Origin of the sequence: Cetobacterium sp. (assembly GCF_048470075.1) — a bacterium.
In the GTDB taxonomy this organism is placed as follows: Bacteria; Fusobacteriota; Fusobacteriia; order Fusobacteriales; family Fusobacteriaceae; genus Cetobacterium_A.
Genome location: NZ_DBGBQB010000334.1, coordinates 1 through 14,999, shown reverse-complemented (window position 1 = coordinate 14,999; position 14,999 = coordinate 1). Strand labels below are relative to the sequence as shown.

The following is a 14,999-nucleotide window of genomic DNA, read 5'->3' as shown; positions in this document are numbered from 1 at the left end:
TGTGAAGTTTAGCGGAAATATAAAAAATGCAAAAATGAATAGAATATTGCTAATTAGAATTGAAATTGACAGTTCTAAATACAAATCTGTTCACCGCAGATTTTATATTTTCTTTTATATTCATGGCAGATATCCTGACTCAGATTCATCCTACTCTTAGGCCTTCCCATAAAAACTACAGTGGCTTAGTCTAATTTCGTCCTCCTTACAGTGGCGGGACCGTGTGAGATTTTCACTCAACTTTCCTTTTAATCAAATTATTGAACCATAAATATTATACATATTTATCATAATTATACATAATGATTATGCACAAGTCAACCCTTTTTAAAATTTTATGTTTAAAAACTAAACTTAAAATGCAATAAAATAATTATAATAAAAACTTTAAAAGAAATTTAAAAGAAAACAAGATTTTATTCGTAGATTAAATGAGACAGTATTAATTTTTTATAAGGGAGTGATTAAATATGAACGATGTCAAAACAAATGAAAAACCTCTTATTATAGAGGACAAAGTTATTAATGTTCCTCCTATGTTTGTAGAGCTTTTTGCTTTAAATCCAAGAAATTTAAAGAAATGGTTAGTTGGTGCAAAAAATTCTAATAAATCATATGAAGATCTTAAAGTAAAAGATATTTTAAATACAAAAGTCAATGCTGCTGTAAATAAAGAGGCATTTTTACTAGATGTTACATTTGGAAATAAAACTCATAAGCTATATTTAAAAAAACCTGAAGTTAATAAGGGCTTAGATTTTATACTGACAGAGGGAGATAAGTTTAAAATAGAAACAACTCTCCATTTAAATGAGATTAATGACACTAAGTGTAATATACATCTTGAAACAACTTTACTTGAAAGTAAACATAGTTTTCATCCAATAATCTCTTTTGAATTAAAATATTTTTTTAGAAAAAGTTTATCTAATTTTATAGAGGAGTGCGAAAAAAGCTATAGTACTTTCCAAAGTGAAGAAAAAACTGTTGAAGCTGAAGTTTTAAATTTCTATCAAAGTAATATAAACTCTTTTAACTCTTTGATTGAACCACTGAAAGAGGACTTAGGAGAGGAAGCTTTTCTAGATATTCAGAAAAAATTGAAAACTTTAGGAATGGATACATCTGATAAAGTTACAAAAATATTTACTAACTTAATTGAAGTTGTCCCTGCTGAAGACCTTTCTCTAATAAATGATAAAGTTGTTCAATTTATTAAAGAGCATATCTTTATTTTAAAAGGTCTCACTAAAAAAAGTAATGCTGAAAATTTAAAAAATATTAATACTATAACTAAGTTACAACTTGATAATATAAACTTTATTGTGCCGCAGATATTAAAAGATATCGATTCAAATAAAATAGTTGAGATTCAAACTCAGTTAAATGATCTATTGTCAACTATTGTTAAGGAGATTGAAAATATCATTGATGAGATTAAAAACAAAGTTCCTCCACAACATTTTAAAGATTTAGAGCTTGGTTTTGTAAATATTCTTAAAAATGATTTGGACTCTGCGCAATCTCTTTTAGGTAAAATTACCTCTGGAAATGCAAACTTCACAGATAAAGAGACTCAGATTTTAAATGGATTAAAAACATCTATAAGTAAGGTTGAATCCACTATAAATAACAGAGATAGTCAAGCGTATGTATCTGTTTTAAATATGGTTGAAAAATCTTTAGAGCAACTTGAGCAGGATATGAAAAATATAAGTTCAAATATAACTGTTGAAAAAATAGAGTCTACAAAATCTCTAATAAAGTCTACAACTGATACTTCTTATAAATCTTTAACAAGTTTTTTAGCCAGTATGACTCCTGAAAATTTAGAGAGTAATAGAGAGCTTGTCAACCAAAAAATAGAGGATATCTTAGATAGATATGTTAAAGCTATTAAGATAATCTCCCCTTCTATTCCAGATGATAAGTTATCTGAGATGAGAGAAAAGGTAAAAAATATTCTAAAAAAAGAGTATGAATCATTTTGTGAATCGCATAAAAATTAAAAAAAGGTAGCTCTATATAGGGCTACCTCTTTCTATTTTTGAAACATATCTCTATATTCTTTTGGACAAATTCTTTCATATTTTTTAAACACTTTTGTAAAATAGCTACTATCTTCAATTCCAATCTCATTTGATATTTCTGATAGAGATTTACTGGTAATCTCTAAAAAATGCTTAGCTTTTTCTATTTTTTTTATAAGAACATACTCTTTAAAAGTCTTTCCCGTTTCCTTTTTAAAAACTCTACTAAATTGAGAGATACTCAAATTGCATAGTGCTGCCACACTTTCCAAATGAAGATTTTCCTTAATATTTTCGTTAATATAGGTAATTGCTGAAGATATTTGAGAGTGACTATACTCTACTCTCTCCTCTTTAATATTGTTTTCAACCACATGATTGTACCATTTTTTACTTCTGATACACTCACTTATATACACTGATGTATAATGCAATATACTCGCTATGCTTTGCAATTCACTATATTTAACCTTTTTTAAAAACCCATAATTTTCAACTATTTTTTTTATATTAAACTCTTTTCCCACATTTTCTACTAAAATATCTTCTAACTCAAATGTTTCCTCATCTTCCAAAAGTATTTGACCAACCAGAAATGCGCCAATTAACTCACTTTGATAGACAATGGGAATTATCATATCCACCAATCCAGCATGACATCTATAAATATATGGTTTTAATGATAAAAATGCTTTACTCAAAGCCTTTACATCACACTTTTCACAAAATGAGCTGAGCTCTTTATTCTTTCTAAAAATTTTACAAAACTCTGAATAGTTACTTTTTTCTGTCAGGTAATTTCCTTCATCATCTACAATTACCACAGCCATTTTAGTCATATCCACTATCTCTTCTTGGATTTTTAATAGTTCTCTTTTATATTTATGAAGCATACTCTACACCTTTCATCTCTCTACTTTGTTTTTTAAAGGTAACCCCTTCAATATTCTAGCAGCATTTTGACCAAAAGTCCTCAATTTATTTTTAGAACTTTTAATATTTTCCTTCAATATATAGCTTTTAGAATATTTTTTTTGATTTAACAGTATGTTCCCATCTGAATCTATTCCTATTCCTATTTCAAATCTTCCATTTATATATAGTTCTTTATCAATTTTATCTCTTTCTAAAAAAATTAAATTATATGGAACTCCTTCTTCCTCTATTCCAAAAAATATCTCTTGAATATCAACTGTATCTATAGTGATTGAACACACAATATCTATCCCTGTCTTTAGCACTCTCTATCACCTAAAACCAATCCTGTTGCCACGGCATTTCTAGGCCCTTCCACTCCTCTTATGTTTCCACAGCCAGCAACAACTCCATATTTAGAGAGAGCCTCTGTTATCATTTCAGGTATTTCAAAGTCAAGAGCTGAACCACCTACTATTATTACAAATTCAAAATCTCTAATATTTTTTGTTAAAGATATCTTTCTTAAAGCCCTCTTTGAGTTAGTTACGAAAACTTTTCTTTTGCTCTCTCTTCTAATCTCTCTTATTTTTTCTATGGTACTTTGAATATCTATTGGAATTAATTCACCATTTTTTATCAACACATTTTTGGCATATATACTCGGTGATAGTGGCTCATTAAAAAACTCTACACTTCCATCTTCATATCGTATATGAAAAAATGACTCCACTTTTGCAAGTGGGTATTTTTTTATATCCTCAGCTAAATTAAAGTTTTCAATTCCAAGTTCTTTTTGAATCAATAGAGTTACCATATTTCCAGCCCCTGCTAGATGAGTGTGAGCTTTTCTACCAAATCTATCTATACTGCAGGCATCTGTAGACCCAGCTCCAATATCGATTATAGCCAATGGCTTCCCTGTTCCTGGAGTTGTGAGAGCCCCTTTTATAGCCATATCCGCTTCCACTCCTCCAACTTCAACCTGTACTCCGAGCTCACTTTTTATCAATTTTGCTAAAGTTTCCATTTGATTTTTTTCAGTTCCCACCATAACAGCTAGTCCAACGGCATTTTCAAGCATAAATTCTCCAGCTAAACCACCTTTTATCTTTTGAGGAACAAATGTATCAACTGCCAATAGATCCTTTATTTTTATATCCTCTATACTTTCACCAGTGAACTTGCTCATAGTATTTTTTACATTTCTTAGCATTCCACCTACGTTTGTTCCATCTTCTCCAAAAATATCCTGTACATTTAAAAAAGATATTTTTTCCATTATTTTTTCAGCGCCCTCTTGTATTCCAACCTCTTCAGTGGATTTAATCCCTTTTATATATAGATTTCCAGCTGGAATAACCTTTTCTTTTACATCCCCTTGAGGAGTTTTTATTACAACACCTGATCTATTTCCTATAAGAGCTTTAGATAGAGGTACAACTTTTTTTGTTTCTTCAGAGTTTAGATTAAAAATTGTTGCAATTCCATATGGATTAGAGATTTTTTCAATAACTCTTCCTTTCAGTGCCACTTCAACACAGCATTTAACACCTAAAGGTATCTTCTCAATCAATTGAACCTCATCAACTATAGGTATTTTTATTGATAATCTGTTATTTACAAGAACCCCATCATCCTTTTGTAGAATAGCACCCTTTACCTTTACTCCTCTACTCATTTCAAGATTTAAAATCTTTGCTATTTCTAAAAAGTTTTTATCACCCTTAGCTATAACGATATACTCCTCCTCTAGCTCTTCATTTTTCAAATCTTTTAAACTGTCCACTTCAACTGTTATACCTATTCCAATACCACATCCACCTGGGGTATCTGGATTATGCCCAATCATAGTTGACTCTGTAATTATAGTTTCAGTTATTGTTTCCATTGAAACATCCCCGATTACAGGGGTAGCTTCATTTATACGAATCAAATCTAAATCCTCTAATTTCATATCTAATTTTGTTAAAAGGGATAATATAGCCTTTTTTATTCCCTCTATGTTATCCTCAGTTCCTTTTAATCCTGTAGTTTTATAAAGTGAACTCCCTAAAAACTCTAATTCAAAGTCGCTTACTTTAGCTAGGGCTACTTCAGTTGTCGCATTCCCTATATCGATACCCGCAATAATTTTCATAACTAAACTGCTCCTAATCTTTTCTTAACTTTCCTCTTTTTTCATAAATCTCTGCAGCTTCTCTAACAAAATTTGCATTTACAACTGCGCCATATTTATTTTCTAATTCATCAGCTATTGCTAAAAGTTCCTCTTTTGTTGATCTATTTGGTCTTAGAGCATTATAGATTTCCAAGATTCTTTCATCTGAGATTTTAACCAGTTCACTTGCTCTTTGAAAATTTCTTTTTATAGTTGGTTGACCTGCAGTCTCTGCTACTTCTCCTTGAAGATTAAGTGTTTCTGAAGAGATTCTAATATCTTGAGCTTTAATATTTTCATCTAAAACATTTTCTAGAGTGATATCATCCAATGTCTTTCCAGTTGGAGTCTTTAACCACTCTTTTCTCTTCTCTCCCAAAGGATAATCTAATTCGATATTAATTTTTTTGTTCATCTTTCATCTCCTTATTCAAAAGTATATTCTAACTCTTCAGGTTTTTCATTTTCTTTTACATGCTTTGTCTCTTTTATGTGTAACAAAGCCGCTTTTGCTTGATATTTTGGTCTTACCATTTGATCACTTATGACAGGTACTGGATTTGGTGATTCTCCCTTAGCATATTTTGCTGCATTCTTTCCAATCAATCTATATATCTCTGGTGTTAAAAGAGGTGCTTGAGGAAATAGCTCTAAATTATTTAATGGAAGTAGATCCTTTTGATGTATAACCGTTGTTCCCTTAGATTGGATCCCTATCCCTATTCCAGAACCACTTAACTTAGCTGCATCATTTGCAATAAAACAAACATCTGATGTTCTATTTACTCTTACCACTCTCGCTATCAATCCCTCTTCCTCTATTCCTGCAATTAACTCCATCAAAACTATATCATGAGGAATATCAGTTATTGTTTTATGCTGATATTTTTTAAATGCTGGAGCCAGTCCTATAACTACTTCCTCTATTCTATCACCTTTTTTTGCAATTCCAACCTCTTTTATTTTTATTTCCATTTTTTCCTCCTATTCAATGCTCTCTGGCTTTATTGCTGTTGGAATATTAGAAATTTCATTCCATCTCTCTTCACTGATTCTATAACCACTTCCAGGTCCCATGTAGTCGTTTTTATCATTTATTGCACTTACAATTTTAAAATCTTTATTTAAAATTGCTGAAGTTTGAAGATAATCTCCAGAAACTCTTTGTTTTAACATATTTAACACATTCTCAGCCACATCTTTAAATCCACTTTTACTTAAAGCTTTTACTAAATCTAATCCAGTTACGCCTCTTTTCAAAAGCTCTTCAGCTCCTTTTAAATCTTGAACAACGTCTCTAACAGGCATATCCTTACTACCATGTGCATATGTTGCTGCATATACCTCTTCATCTGTTATCTCTGGTAAATCCAACTCTTTAAATAGACCCTGTATCGCTTTTGCAGCTTTATTTCTTATTTTTATTACTTCATCTTCAGAAACTGGTCTCAATCCACCATCAACTTTTAAATCTCTTTGTAAAATATTGTAATCATCAAAATCCTCTGCGTCAAAGTTTGAGCCAGCAAACATATTATCATAGTTTGGAACTGCACTGTACCCAGAGAATATAAAGTCTGTTCCTGGTAACATCTGCATTAGAGTTCTCGCTGTTCTTCTGATATCAGAGTGAGAGAAAGTTTGATCATTAGCTGAAGCACACTCTAAATCTAAAAGCATAGCTATTAAGTTTTCTCCTAAAACCGCTCTTATTCCTCCTGGTAAAGCACCTGGCATTCCTATACAACTCACAGCTCCATTTTGTAACCCTTGAACTCCTGCTCCTCTCGTTATATAGATACATCTAGTCTCTAAATATAGCATTGATTTTCCTTCAGAGTATCCCATTAGAGCTTCTGATCCTGTTCCTGAAGTAAATCTCATTTTTAGTCCTCTTGAAGCATAAGCTGATGCTAAAAATGCTTTTGACCAAGGAGTATCATCTCCATCTGTAAATACCTGCTCAGTTCCATATACAGAAACTGTTTCTGCATAACTTGTAAATCCTCTCATTCCAAGTTCCAACTCTGTTGCTTCCTCAACTGAACACTGAGTTAATACTCCTCCTCTTCCCACTTGAGACCCTACAAAAATTGCGATAGCATTAAATGGAGCATATCTCACAATCCCAACTGTAGTTTCCTGTTCATCAAAGCCTCTTATAGCTGCTTCCGCTGCATCTGCCGCTATCTGAACTGGATTATCTCTCAAGTTAGTTACATGACACTGGTTTGAAGGAGTTTTTCTAGCTCTCATCTTTTGAACAGCCATCATCATCTCAACAACATTTAGGTGGCTTATTACTTCAACCATTTTTGCAGGTGTTATCCCAGTTGTTATTTTTAGTATATCCTCTTTTTTTACATTTATATCAACTAATTTTTTTGCTATTTCAAGTGTTGATAGTTTCATAGCTTCTTCAGCATATCTTAAATCGATTGCATAGTCCGCTATAAAAAGATCTATCATATCAAACTCTTCTCTTTTTTTACCATCTAGTTCAACTATTTTTCCATCTTTAATTACTAAACTTGGTTTCGGATCCAATGGACTGTCCATAGCTATTAGCCCTTCCTCTTTCCACTCTCCTATAAATCCATCTTTATTTACTGCACGCTCACTTAAAACTTCAAAACGTTTTGATCTCATCGCTCCTCCTATAAAATTATAAAGACTTTAGTGCTGCTTTTGCTATTTCCATATCCTCTTCCACAGTTCCTCCGCTGACACCAACTGCGCCAACAATCTCTCCATCTATGACAATAGGGAATCCTCCACCAAAAGTTATTATTCTAGAGTTATTTGTCAAATTTAAACCGTATAAACTTTCTCCTGGTAAAACAACTTCACTTAGTTCATTGGTACCTTTTTTTAATGCCCAAGCAGTAAATGCTTTATTTATTGCTATATCTACACTTGTTACAAAAGCGTCATCCATTCTCTCTAAATATATTAGATTTCCACCATTATCAACCACTGAAAATACCACTGGCACTTTTATTTCCGTTGCTTTTTTCAGAGCTGCTTCACCCATTTTTTTTGAAGCTTTTAAGGTAATTTGATTAAAACTCTTTGTAATCATAACTTTTTCCTCCCTGTTTACTCACTTTATTATGTTCATATATCGAATATTAACAACTTTTTCTATATACTTCAAGGTAATATTCTCTCTTAAATTGGTAATTTTTTATCACAAATTGGAATTATGCTTTTTTTTTACCATTTTTAGGTATTTTTTTACCTTGTTTACATCTTATTTTTTTGTTACTCTTAAACTGAAACGAGAATTACTATATTTTGGGAGGAGATTAAAATGAGATTTTATGATTATTTAATGCCAAGTGTTAACTTTTTCGGACCTGGATGCCTTAGTGTAGTTGGGGATAGAGCTCAAATACTAAATGGAAAAAAAGCTTTAATCGTTACTGATAAATTTTTACACTCTTTAAAAGATGGAGCTGTGGAGAAAACTATAGAGTATCTAAAGAAAGCTGGAGTAGAAAGTGTTGTATTTGACAATGTTGAGCCTAATCCTAAAGATACAAATGTGTATGAAGGTGCAGATATGTATAGAAAAGAAGGGTGTGACATGATTATAACTGTTGGTGGAGGTTCTCCTCATGACTGCGGAAAAGGGATTGGAATAGCTGTTACTCACCCTGGAGATATCTGTGACTATGCTGGAATTGAAACTTTAACAAATCCGCTTCCTCCAATTATCGCTATTAATACAACTGCTGGTACTGCTTCTGAAGTTACTAGACACGCTGTTATCACTAATACTAAAACTAAAGTAAAATTTGTTATTGTAAGCTGGAGAAACTTACCACAAGTTTCTATTAATGATCCTTTACTTATGGTTGGAAAACCTGCAGGTTTAACTGCTGCAACTGGTATGGATGCTCTTACTCACGCTATTGAAGCATATGTATCTAAAGATGCTAACCCTGTTACAGATGCTGCTGCTATTCAAGCTATTAAACTAATATCTCAAAACTTAAGACAAGCAGTTGCCAATGGAGAAAACTTAAAAGCTAGAGAGAATATGGCATATGGGTCACTTTTAGCTGGTATGGCTTTTAACAATGGAAATCTAGGATATGTTCATGCTATGGCACACCAATTGGGAGGACTATATGATATGCCTCATGGAGTTGCCAACGCTATGTTACTTCCACATGTTTGTCGTTACAATATGATTGCTAATCCTGAAAAATTTGCTGATATAGCTGAATTTATGGGTGAAAAAATAGATGGATTATCTGTTATTGAAGCTGCGGAAAAATCTATTGAAGCTATATTTAGACTTTCTGGAGATGTTGGAATCCCTAAAAGCCTAAGAGAGGCTGGAGTTAAAGAGGAAGATATCGAGCTTATGTCTATCAATGCTTTAAAAGATGGAAATGCATTTAGTAACCCAAGAAAAGGGAATGAAAGAGATATTGCTAATATATTTAAAAGTGCTATGTAATAAAAAAACCTCCAATTGGAGGTTTTTTTAATATGTTGAGTTATATGGTTGACTATAGTATGGTCTATCATATTGTTGATTATATTGGTTGTTATATTGAGGTTGATTATACTGTGGTTGTCCTCCATATTGTGGTTGATTGTAATATGGTTGTTGATTTGTATCTTTTATAGCTTGAGTTTGATCTTGAACTGATCCCACTAAAGCTCCTGCTGCTGCACCTATTCCAGCACCTAAAAGAGTAGCTTTACTATCTCCTCCGATAGCTTGTCCTAAAAGTGCCCCTGCTCCAGCTCCAACTGTTGTTGATCCTATTGTATTTGATCCAACATTAGAGCATCCTGATAAAATCATTACAGATAAGACTGATAATATTAGATATTTTTTCATATAAACTCCTTTTCCTACTACTTTTTAATATTTTTTAATCTCTTCTACATCTATTATCATTGGTAAAAATGGGATTTTTAATACTTTAAAAATTTTATAATTTTTATCTCTAGGAACTGATTTATCTATATAGACATTAACTCCGTTAAAAATTATTTTTTCACCAAGTTTTTCTCTCTTTGTCTCTGTTAAAAGTTCAACCTGAACATTAAAAATAACAGGACATCATTTACTTCCTTTACTGCTCTCTAAATATAGCTTTATATCTTTGATATTCTTCTCCTCTAAATAGTTTAAAACATCTTTAGTTATCTCTACATCCATAACTACTCCTCTGTAATAACAGTTCTATTTATCATGAACTTAATAAGAGAAAATAAAAAGAATGGAGATGCCAATCCAAAAGTTATTACAACTAAAACTGTCCATCCTAATAGAAATAATAAACTATCTGCAAATCCAACATCACATCTTAATCTTTTTGCCATTTTTCTTCACCTCTTTTATTATTTTATTCTATAATAATATATTTTTTCTTTTAATTTTACAAGATTTTTTCTAAAGATTCCTCAGGAGATTATAGACATTAAATAATTAATATTGTATAATAAAAAGATAAAATTAAGAGAAGTAAGGAGCTATAAAATGACTAAAGAACTATTTAAGGGGAGCGTAGTTTTAAACCCTGTTCCAGCTGTAGTTATTACATCTAAAAACAAAGATGGAATAAACAATGCATTTACAGTTGCATGGACAGGTACTATCTGCACCAATCCTCCAATGCTTTCTATCTCTATTAGACCTGAAAGATTATCATACGAGTACATCAAAGAAACAATGGAGTTCACAGTTAATCTACCCAATACTTTTCAAGTTAGAGAAACTGACTATTGCGGTGTTATCTCTGGTAGAGATGTGGACAAAATTAAGCATCTTGGATTGACTGCTAGACCTGGGCATCATGTTAATTCACCATATTTAGAGGAGTTTCCTATAAATATTGAGTGTAAAGTAAAACAGATTATTCCTCTGGGAACTCACGATCTATTTTTAGCAGAGGTAGTTGGTTCACATATCAATAAAAATATTATTGATGAAAAAGGTAAAATTCACTTTGAATGGGCAAATTTAATTAACTATTGCCATGGAGAATATTTCCCAATGACTAAAAAACCTATTGGACAGTTTGGATTCTCAGTTGCCAAAAATCCTCTATTAATAGAAAAATATAAGCATATAAAATCTTATGTTGAGTATAGAGATGAGAAAAATAACAAAAAACCTAGAAAAAAAGTAAAAACAAAAGTTAAAAAGAAAAAATAAAATACAATATATAAAGAGCAGATGGGCAGCTTATAACCCATCTGCTCTTTACTTTACAAAAGGAGTGTTTCATGTTTCAAAAATTTAAATTCGAAAAAAGTTTTATTAAAATGTTAATGGCTCTTGCCATCCCAATTATTTTGCAAAGTCTTATCACTGCATCATTAAATCTTCTTGATAATATTATGGTTGGAAAACTTGGAGAAAGTGAGATCGCTGCAGTTGGACTATCCAATCAATTTTATATGATTTTCTTCTACTCTGTTGCTGGAGTAGGAATGGGAGCTTCAATCTTCATGTCTCAGCTTTGGGGTAAAAAAGATGTAAAAAAAATACATGAGTTTTTAGACTTATCTCTTTTAATCTCTCTTGGAGTTTCCATATTTTTTGCTGCCATTGCGCTTATTTTCCCAGCAAATATTATTCATATTTTCTTAAATGACCCAACAGTTACAGCTTTAGGAGTTAGTTATTTAAGAATCGTCGCAGTGAGCTATATCTTATCATCTATAACTCTTGCCTATTCAATGGCTCTTAGAAGTACAGCTCAAACTAAACTACCTATGTATGGAAGTATTGTTGGAATTGCCTTCAATGGTCTTTTAAACTATATCTTTATCTTTGGTAAGTTTGGAGCACCTCAAATGGGAGTGGCTGGAGCTGCCTTAGGAACAACTGTTTCAAGAACTATGGAGCTTGGATTTCTTCTGTTTATGATATATAACTATAACAATGTTATAGCCACAAAGTTCCACGGTTTAAAGGAGCTTTCACGTAAAAAATTTAAAGAGTTCTTTAAAATCGCATCTCCAGTTATTTTTAATGATATCATGTGGATTTTAGGAATTTCAACATACTCTATCGCCTATGCCCAACTTGGAGTTAATGCCACTGCCACTATGCAGATTGCAATTACAGTAAATAATATGTTTAATATATTTGGTATTGGTATTGGAGCTGCCTCAGCTATCATAATAGGAAATAAAATTGGAGCAGGTTTAAAAGATGAGGCCTACTCTCTATCTATAAAAATATCACAATTTGGAGTTCTATTGGGGGTAGTTATCGGAATAGCATTCTACTTTATCTCACCTCTTTTTGTTGGTGTATTTAAAATAACTCCTGAAACAGCTAAAAATGTAATCACTGTTCTAAAAATAATGGCATTCTTTATTCCTGCAAGATTTTATGCTATTATACAAGTAATAGGTACTTTAAGAGGTGGTGGTGATGTTATCTATGCAATCGCAACTGAGATGATTGGAATTTGGGTTATTGGAATTCCATTAGCTTTCACAGCTATCCACTTTATCCCTGGACTATCTATAACAACTTTATACTTTATAATCTGTTTGGAGGAACTTGTTAAATGTGCGATAACATATCCTCGTGTTATGTCATATAAATGGATTAGAAGTTTAGTTTAACTTAGGAGGATTTTATGTTATCTTTAATTATTTTACTTGTAGGTGTTGTGTTTTTAGTTTTAGGAGCTAACTCTCTTGTTGATGGGGCTTCAGTTATAGCAAAAAGATTCAATATCCCAAACATTGTCATTGGTCTTACTATTGTAGCTTTTGGAACTTCTGCTCCTGAACTTGTTGTAAATGTTATCTCAGCATTAAATGGAAAGTCAGCAATCACTCTAGGAAATGTTGTTGGAAGTAATATTATAAACATTCTTATAATTTTGGGTATAACTGCTATTATATACCCTTTGACAGTGTCGAGAAATACCGTTAAGTTTGAGATTCCCATAGCACTTTTTGCATCTGTTCTAACATATGTGTTATCTAAAAATGGCATTATATCTAGGGGTGATGGATTTATCCTACTTGGTTTTTTCATCCTGTTCCTTATGTATAATACATATTTAACAGTTACAAATAGAGAGGAAAGTGAATTAGAAGTAAAAAACTACACTTTACCCATTGCCATTGGAGTAACTATACTTGGATTTATTCTTCTAGTTTTTGGTGGAAAATTTATTGTTGATTCTGCCGTTGATCTGGCTAGAAACTTTGGAATTTCAGAAAGGGTTATCTCTGTTACAGTTGTTTCTTTAGGAACATCACTTCCTGAACTTGCGACCTCTGTTGTTGCGGCTTTTAAAAAGAATACAGATATTGCTATAGGAAATGTTGTTGGTTCCAATATCTTTAACACATTCTTTATTTTAGGAATATCTGCTGTTATCACACCTATAGATGTTCCAAATAGTGCATTTATAGATTTAATTTTAAATATGGTAGCTTCTGTTCTTCTTTTAGCATTTGTTTTAAGAAATTACAGATTAAATAGAATTCATGGTCTTTTATTTTTAGCAGTTTATTCAACTTACCTATATTCTCTTTTTAAATAGGAGTAAAAAAGGAGGGGATTAAAATTAAAATAATCTATAACAATGATGAGTTACCCATTGGAATTGTTCAAATAATACATGGAATGAGTGAATATTCTAACAGATATATGGAATTTGCAGCTTTTCTAAATAGTAATAGATATATTGTCGCTTTATCCGACCATAGAGGTCATGGAGAGGAGGCTCTTAAAAATGGAACTTTAGGAGCTTTCTCTAGCTCTTTTGATATCTTAGTTTTTGATCAGGTCAATATAAGCAAAACTTTAAGGGAGAATTTTCCTCACCTTCCTATCTGTATTTTGGGTCATAGCATGGGATCTTTTATAGCTCAAAAACATATGAAAGTGTACTCCAAAGAAAAATTTAGCTATATTTTTATGGGAAGTTGTTATGAAAGAAAATTTATGACTTTTATTGGTAAAACACTTTTTAAATCTATATCTCTACTGACAGATAATCCAAAAAAAATATTTAATGATATTATTTTTTTAGGAGCTAACTCTAAGATAACTGATAAAAATAGAAATAGCTCATCTTGGTTAAGTAGAGATTCAAAGGTTGTTCAAGAGTTTTTAAAGGACCCTCACTGTGGATTTAGTTATACTCCTAAATTCTACTATAACTTTTTAGATTTTTTATCTAAACTTTATAAAAGAGATAGTTTTAATTTTATTAATAGAGAGACACCTATTTTAGTTATCTCTGGTGAATCAGACCCAATAGGTCTTTATGGTATAGGCGTAAAATCTTTATACCACTTCTATCTAGATTTAGGATTTAAAAAAGTCTCCTTAAAGCTTTATAAAAACTGCAGACATGAAATTTTAAATGAATTAAACAAGGATCAGGTATATAGAGATATACTACACTGGATAAAAGAAAAAGGAGGAGATTGACTCCCATAGCTATCAAGCTAATTAGAAATTAGAACCTAAATCTTAATTATTTAGGTTCTTTTTCGTTTCAATACTTATTTTTTTGAAAAACAAAAAACCACTTGTAAAAATGGTTAAAACGATGTATATTATTATTGCTTTGTGTTCTTGGTGATTTTTATTCGCTAGGAACCTTTTTTTTTATCTTTTTTTTTGATATTTTTTAACCTAGAGCAAAGTGATAAAAACTTTTTTTCATCTTTTAAGCGGACTAAAAAATCGCTTAATATCACTAAAGTAGATTTTATACTTCTTCGAACACTTGTTTCTCGAGTATATCCTTCATCAAGACTCTTTGTAATCTCTAAAAGTAACAAAATTCTAATCAATGTCGCATAAATATGCGCTTCAATTCTCTCAGTTTTTAAATTTTTTTCCTATTTCCCAATAAATCTATATTTTTCACTTGTAA

15 protein-coding genes and 1 riboswitch are annotated in these 14,999 nt (G+C 31.4%); of the genes, 6 read left to right on the top strand and 9 right to left on the bottom strand.

What is annotated here, in order from left to right; all coding sequences use genetic code 11:
- Nucleotides 1-106 precede the first annotated feature (106 nt).
- Nucleotides 107-285, bottom strand: a riboswitch (cobalamin riboswitch).
- A 185-nt stretch (nt 286-470) separates the two neighbouring features.
- Nucleotides 471-2,009: a hypothetical protein gene (locus tag ACMOUI_RS11595; protein ID WP_418965850.1), complete on the top strand. Its 1,539-nt coding sequence runs from the start codon at nt 471-473 to the stop codon at nt 2,007-2,009.
- A 32-nt stretch (nt 2,010-2,041) separates the two neighbouring features.
- Here the strand turns inward: ACMOUI_RS11595 and ACMOUI_RS11590 are convergent, their stop codons facing one another.
- Genes ACMOUI_RS11590 through ACMOUI_RS11560 form a run of 7 tightly spaced genes read right to left on the bottom strand, consistent with a single transcriptional unit; the run spans nt 2,042 to nt 8,188 of the window.
- Nucleotides 2,042-2,923 (bottom strand): PocR ligand-binding domain-containing protein, encoded by an 882-nt coding sequence (locus ACMOUI_RS11590; RefSeq protein ID WP_418965849.1) that lies wholly within the window; start codon nt 2,921-2,923, stop codon nt 2,042-2,044.
- A gap of 12 nt (nt 2,924-2,935) precedes the next feature.
- Complete coding sequence (locus ACMOUI_RS11585; RefSeq protein WP_418965848.1) at nt 2,936-3,271, bottom strand: glycerol dehydratase reactivase beta/small subunit family protein; 336 nt, start codon at nt 3,269-3,271, stop codon at nt 2,936-2,938.
- A complete protein-coding gene (locus ACMOUI_RS11580) occupies nt 3,265-5,085 on the bottom strand; it encodes a diol dehydratase reactivase subunit alpha (RefSeq protein ID WP_418965847.1) in 1,821 nt (606 codons plus the stop codon). The genes ACMOUI_RS11585 and ACMOUI_RS11580 overlap by 7 nt, the downstream gene beginning before the upstream one ends.
- A 13-nt stretch (nt 5,086-5,098) precedes the next feature.
- Nucleotides 5,099-5,521, bottom strand: a complete 423-nt coding sequence (locus tag ACMOUI_RS11575; protein WP_418965846.1) for a diol dehydratase small subunit — start codon at nt 5,519-5,521, stop codon at nt 5,099-5,101.
- A gap of 11 nt (nt 5,522-5,532) precedes the next feature.
- Entirely contained in the window at nt 5,533-6,081 is a 549-nt protein-coding gene (locus tag ACMOUI_RS11570) for a propanediol/glycerol family dehydratase medium subunit (RefSeq protein ID WP_418965845.1), read from the bottom strand.
- Nucleotides 6,082-6,090: 9 nt separating this feature from the next.
- Nucleotides 6,091-7,755 carry a propanediol/glycerol family dehydratase large subunit gene (locus ACMOUI_RS11565; protein ID WP_418965844.1) on the bottom strand — a complete coding sequence of 555 codons (1,665 nt, stop codon included), beginning with the start codon at nt 7,753-7,755 and terminating at the stop codon, nt 6,091-6,093.
- A gap of 16 nt (nt 7,756-7,771) precedes the next feature.
- Nucleotides 7,772-8,188, bottom strand: coding sequence for a GlcG/HbpS family heme-binding protein (locus ACMOUI_RS11560; protein ID WP_418965843.1), 417 nt, complete (start codon nt 8,186-8,188; stop codon nt 7,772-7,774).
- 231 nt (nt 8,189-8,419) lie between these two features.
- On the opposite strand from ACMOUI_RS11560, the gene ACMOUI_RS11555 reads away from it, so the two are divergent.
- A complete protein-coding gene (locus tag ACMOUI_RS11555) occupies nt 8,420-9,577 on the top strand; it encodes an iron-containing alcohol dehydrogenase (protein ID WP_418965842.1) in 1,158 nt (385 codons plus the stop codon).
- A gap of 27 nt (nt 9,578-9,604) precedes the next feature.
- Here ACMOUI_RS11555 and ACMOUI_RS11550 read toward each other — a convergent pair whose 3' ends face one another.
- The gene (locus ACMOUI_RS11550; RefSeq protein WP_418965841.1) at nt 9,605-9,967 is read right to left on the bottom strand and encodes a glycine zipper domain-containing protein; all 363 of its coding nucleotides are present in this window, start codon (nt 9,965-9,967) and stop codon (nt 9,605-9,607) included.
- A 326-nt stretch (nt 9,968-10,293) separates the two neighbouring features.
- A complete protein-coding gene (locus ACMOUI_RS11545; RefSeq protein ID WP_418965840.1) occupies nt 10,294-10,455 on the bottom strand; it encodes a DUF6693 family protein in 162 nt (53 codons plus the stop codon).
- 157 nt (nt 10,456-10,612) lie between these two features.
- On the opposite strand from ACMOUI_RS11545, the gene ACMOUI_RS11540 reads away from it, so the two are divergent.
- The 4 genes from ACMOUI_RS11540 (at nt 10,613) to ACMOUI_RS11525 (ending at nt 14,548) form a co-directional block, all read left to right on the top strand.
- Nucleotides 10,613-11,290, top strand: coding sequence for a flavin reductase family protein (locus tag ACMOUI_RS11540; protein WP_418965839.1), 678 nt, complete (start codon nt 10,613-10,615; stop codon nt 11,288-11,290).
- A gap of 71 nt (nt 11,291-11,361) precedes the next feature.
- Complete coding sequence (locus ACMOUI_RS11535) at nt 11,362-12,717, top strand: MATE family efflux transporter (protein ID WP_418965838.1); 1,356 nt, start codon at nt 11,362-11,364, stop codon at nt 12,715-12,717.
- A 14-nt stretch (nt 12,718-12,731) separates the two neighbouring features.
- Nucleotides 12,732-13,652, top strand: a complete 921-nt coding sequence (locus ACMOUI_RS11530; RefSeq protein ID WP_418965837.1) for a calcium/sodium antiporter — start codon at nt 12,732-12,734, stop codon at nt 13,650-13,652.
- A complete protein-coding gene (locus ACMOUI_RS11525; RefSeq protein ID WP_418965864.1) occupies nt 13,649-14,548 on the top strand; it encodes an alpha/beta fold hydrolase in 900 nt (299 codons plus the stop codon). Before ACMOUI_RS11530 ends, ACMOUI_RS11525 begins: the two co-directional genes overlap by 4 nt.
- Nucleotides 14,549-14,999: the final 451 nt, after the last annotated feature.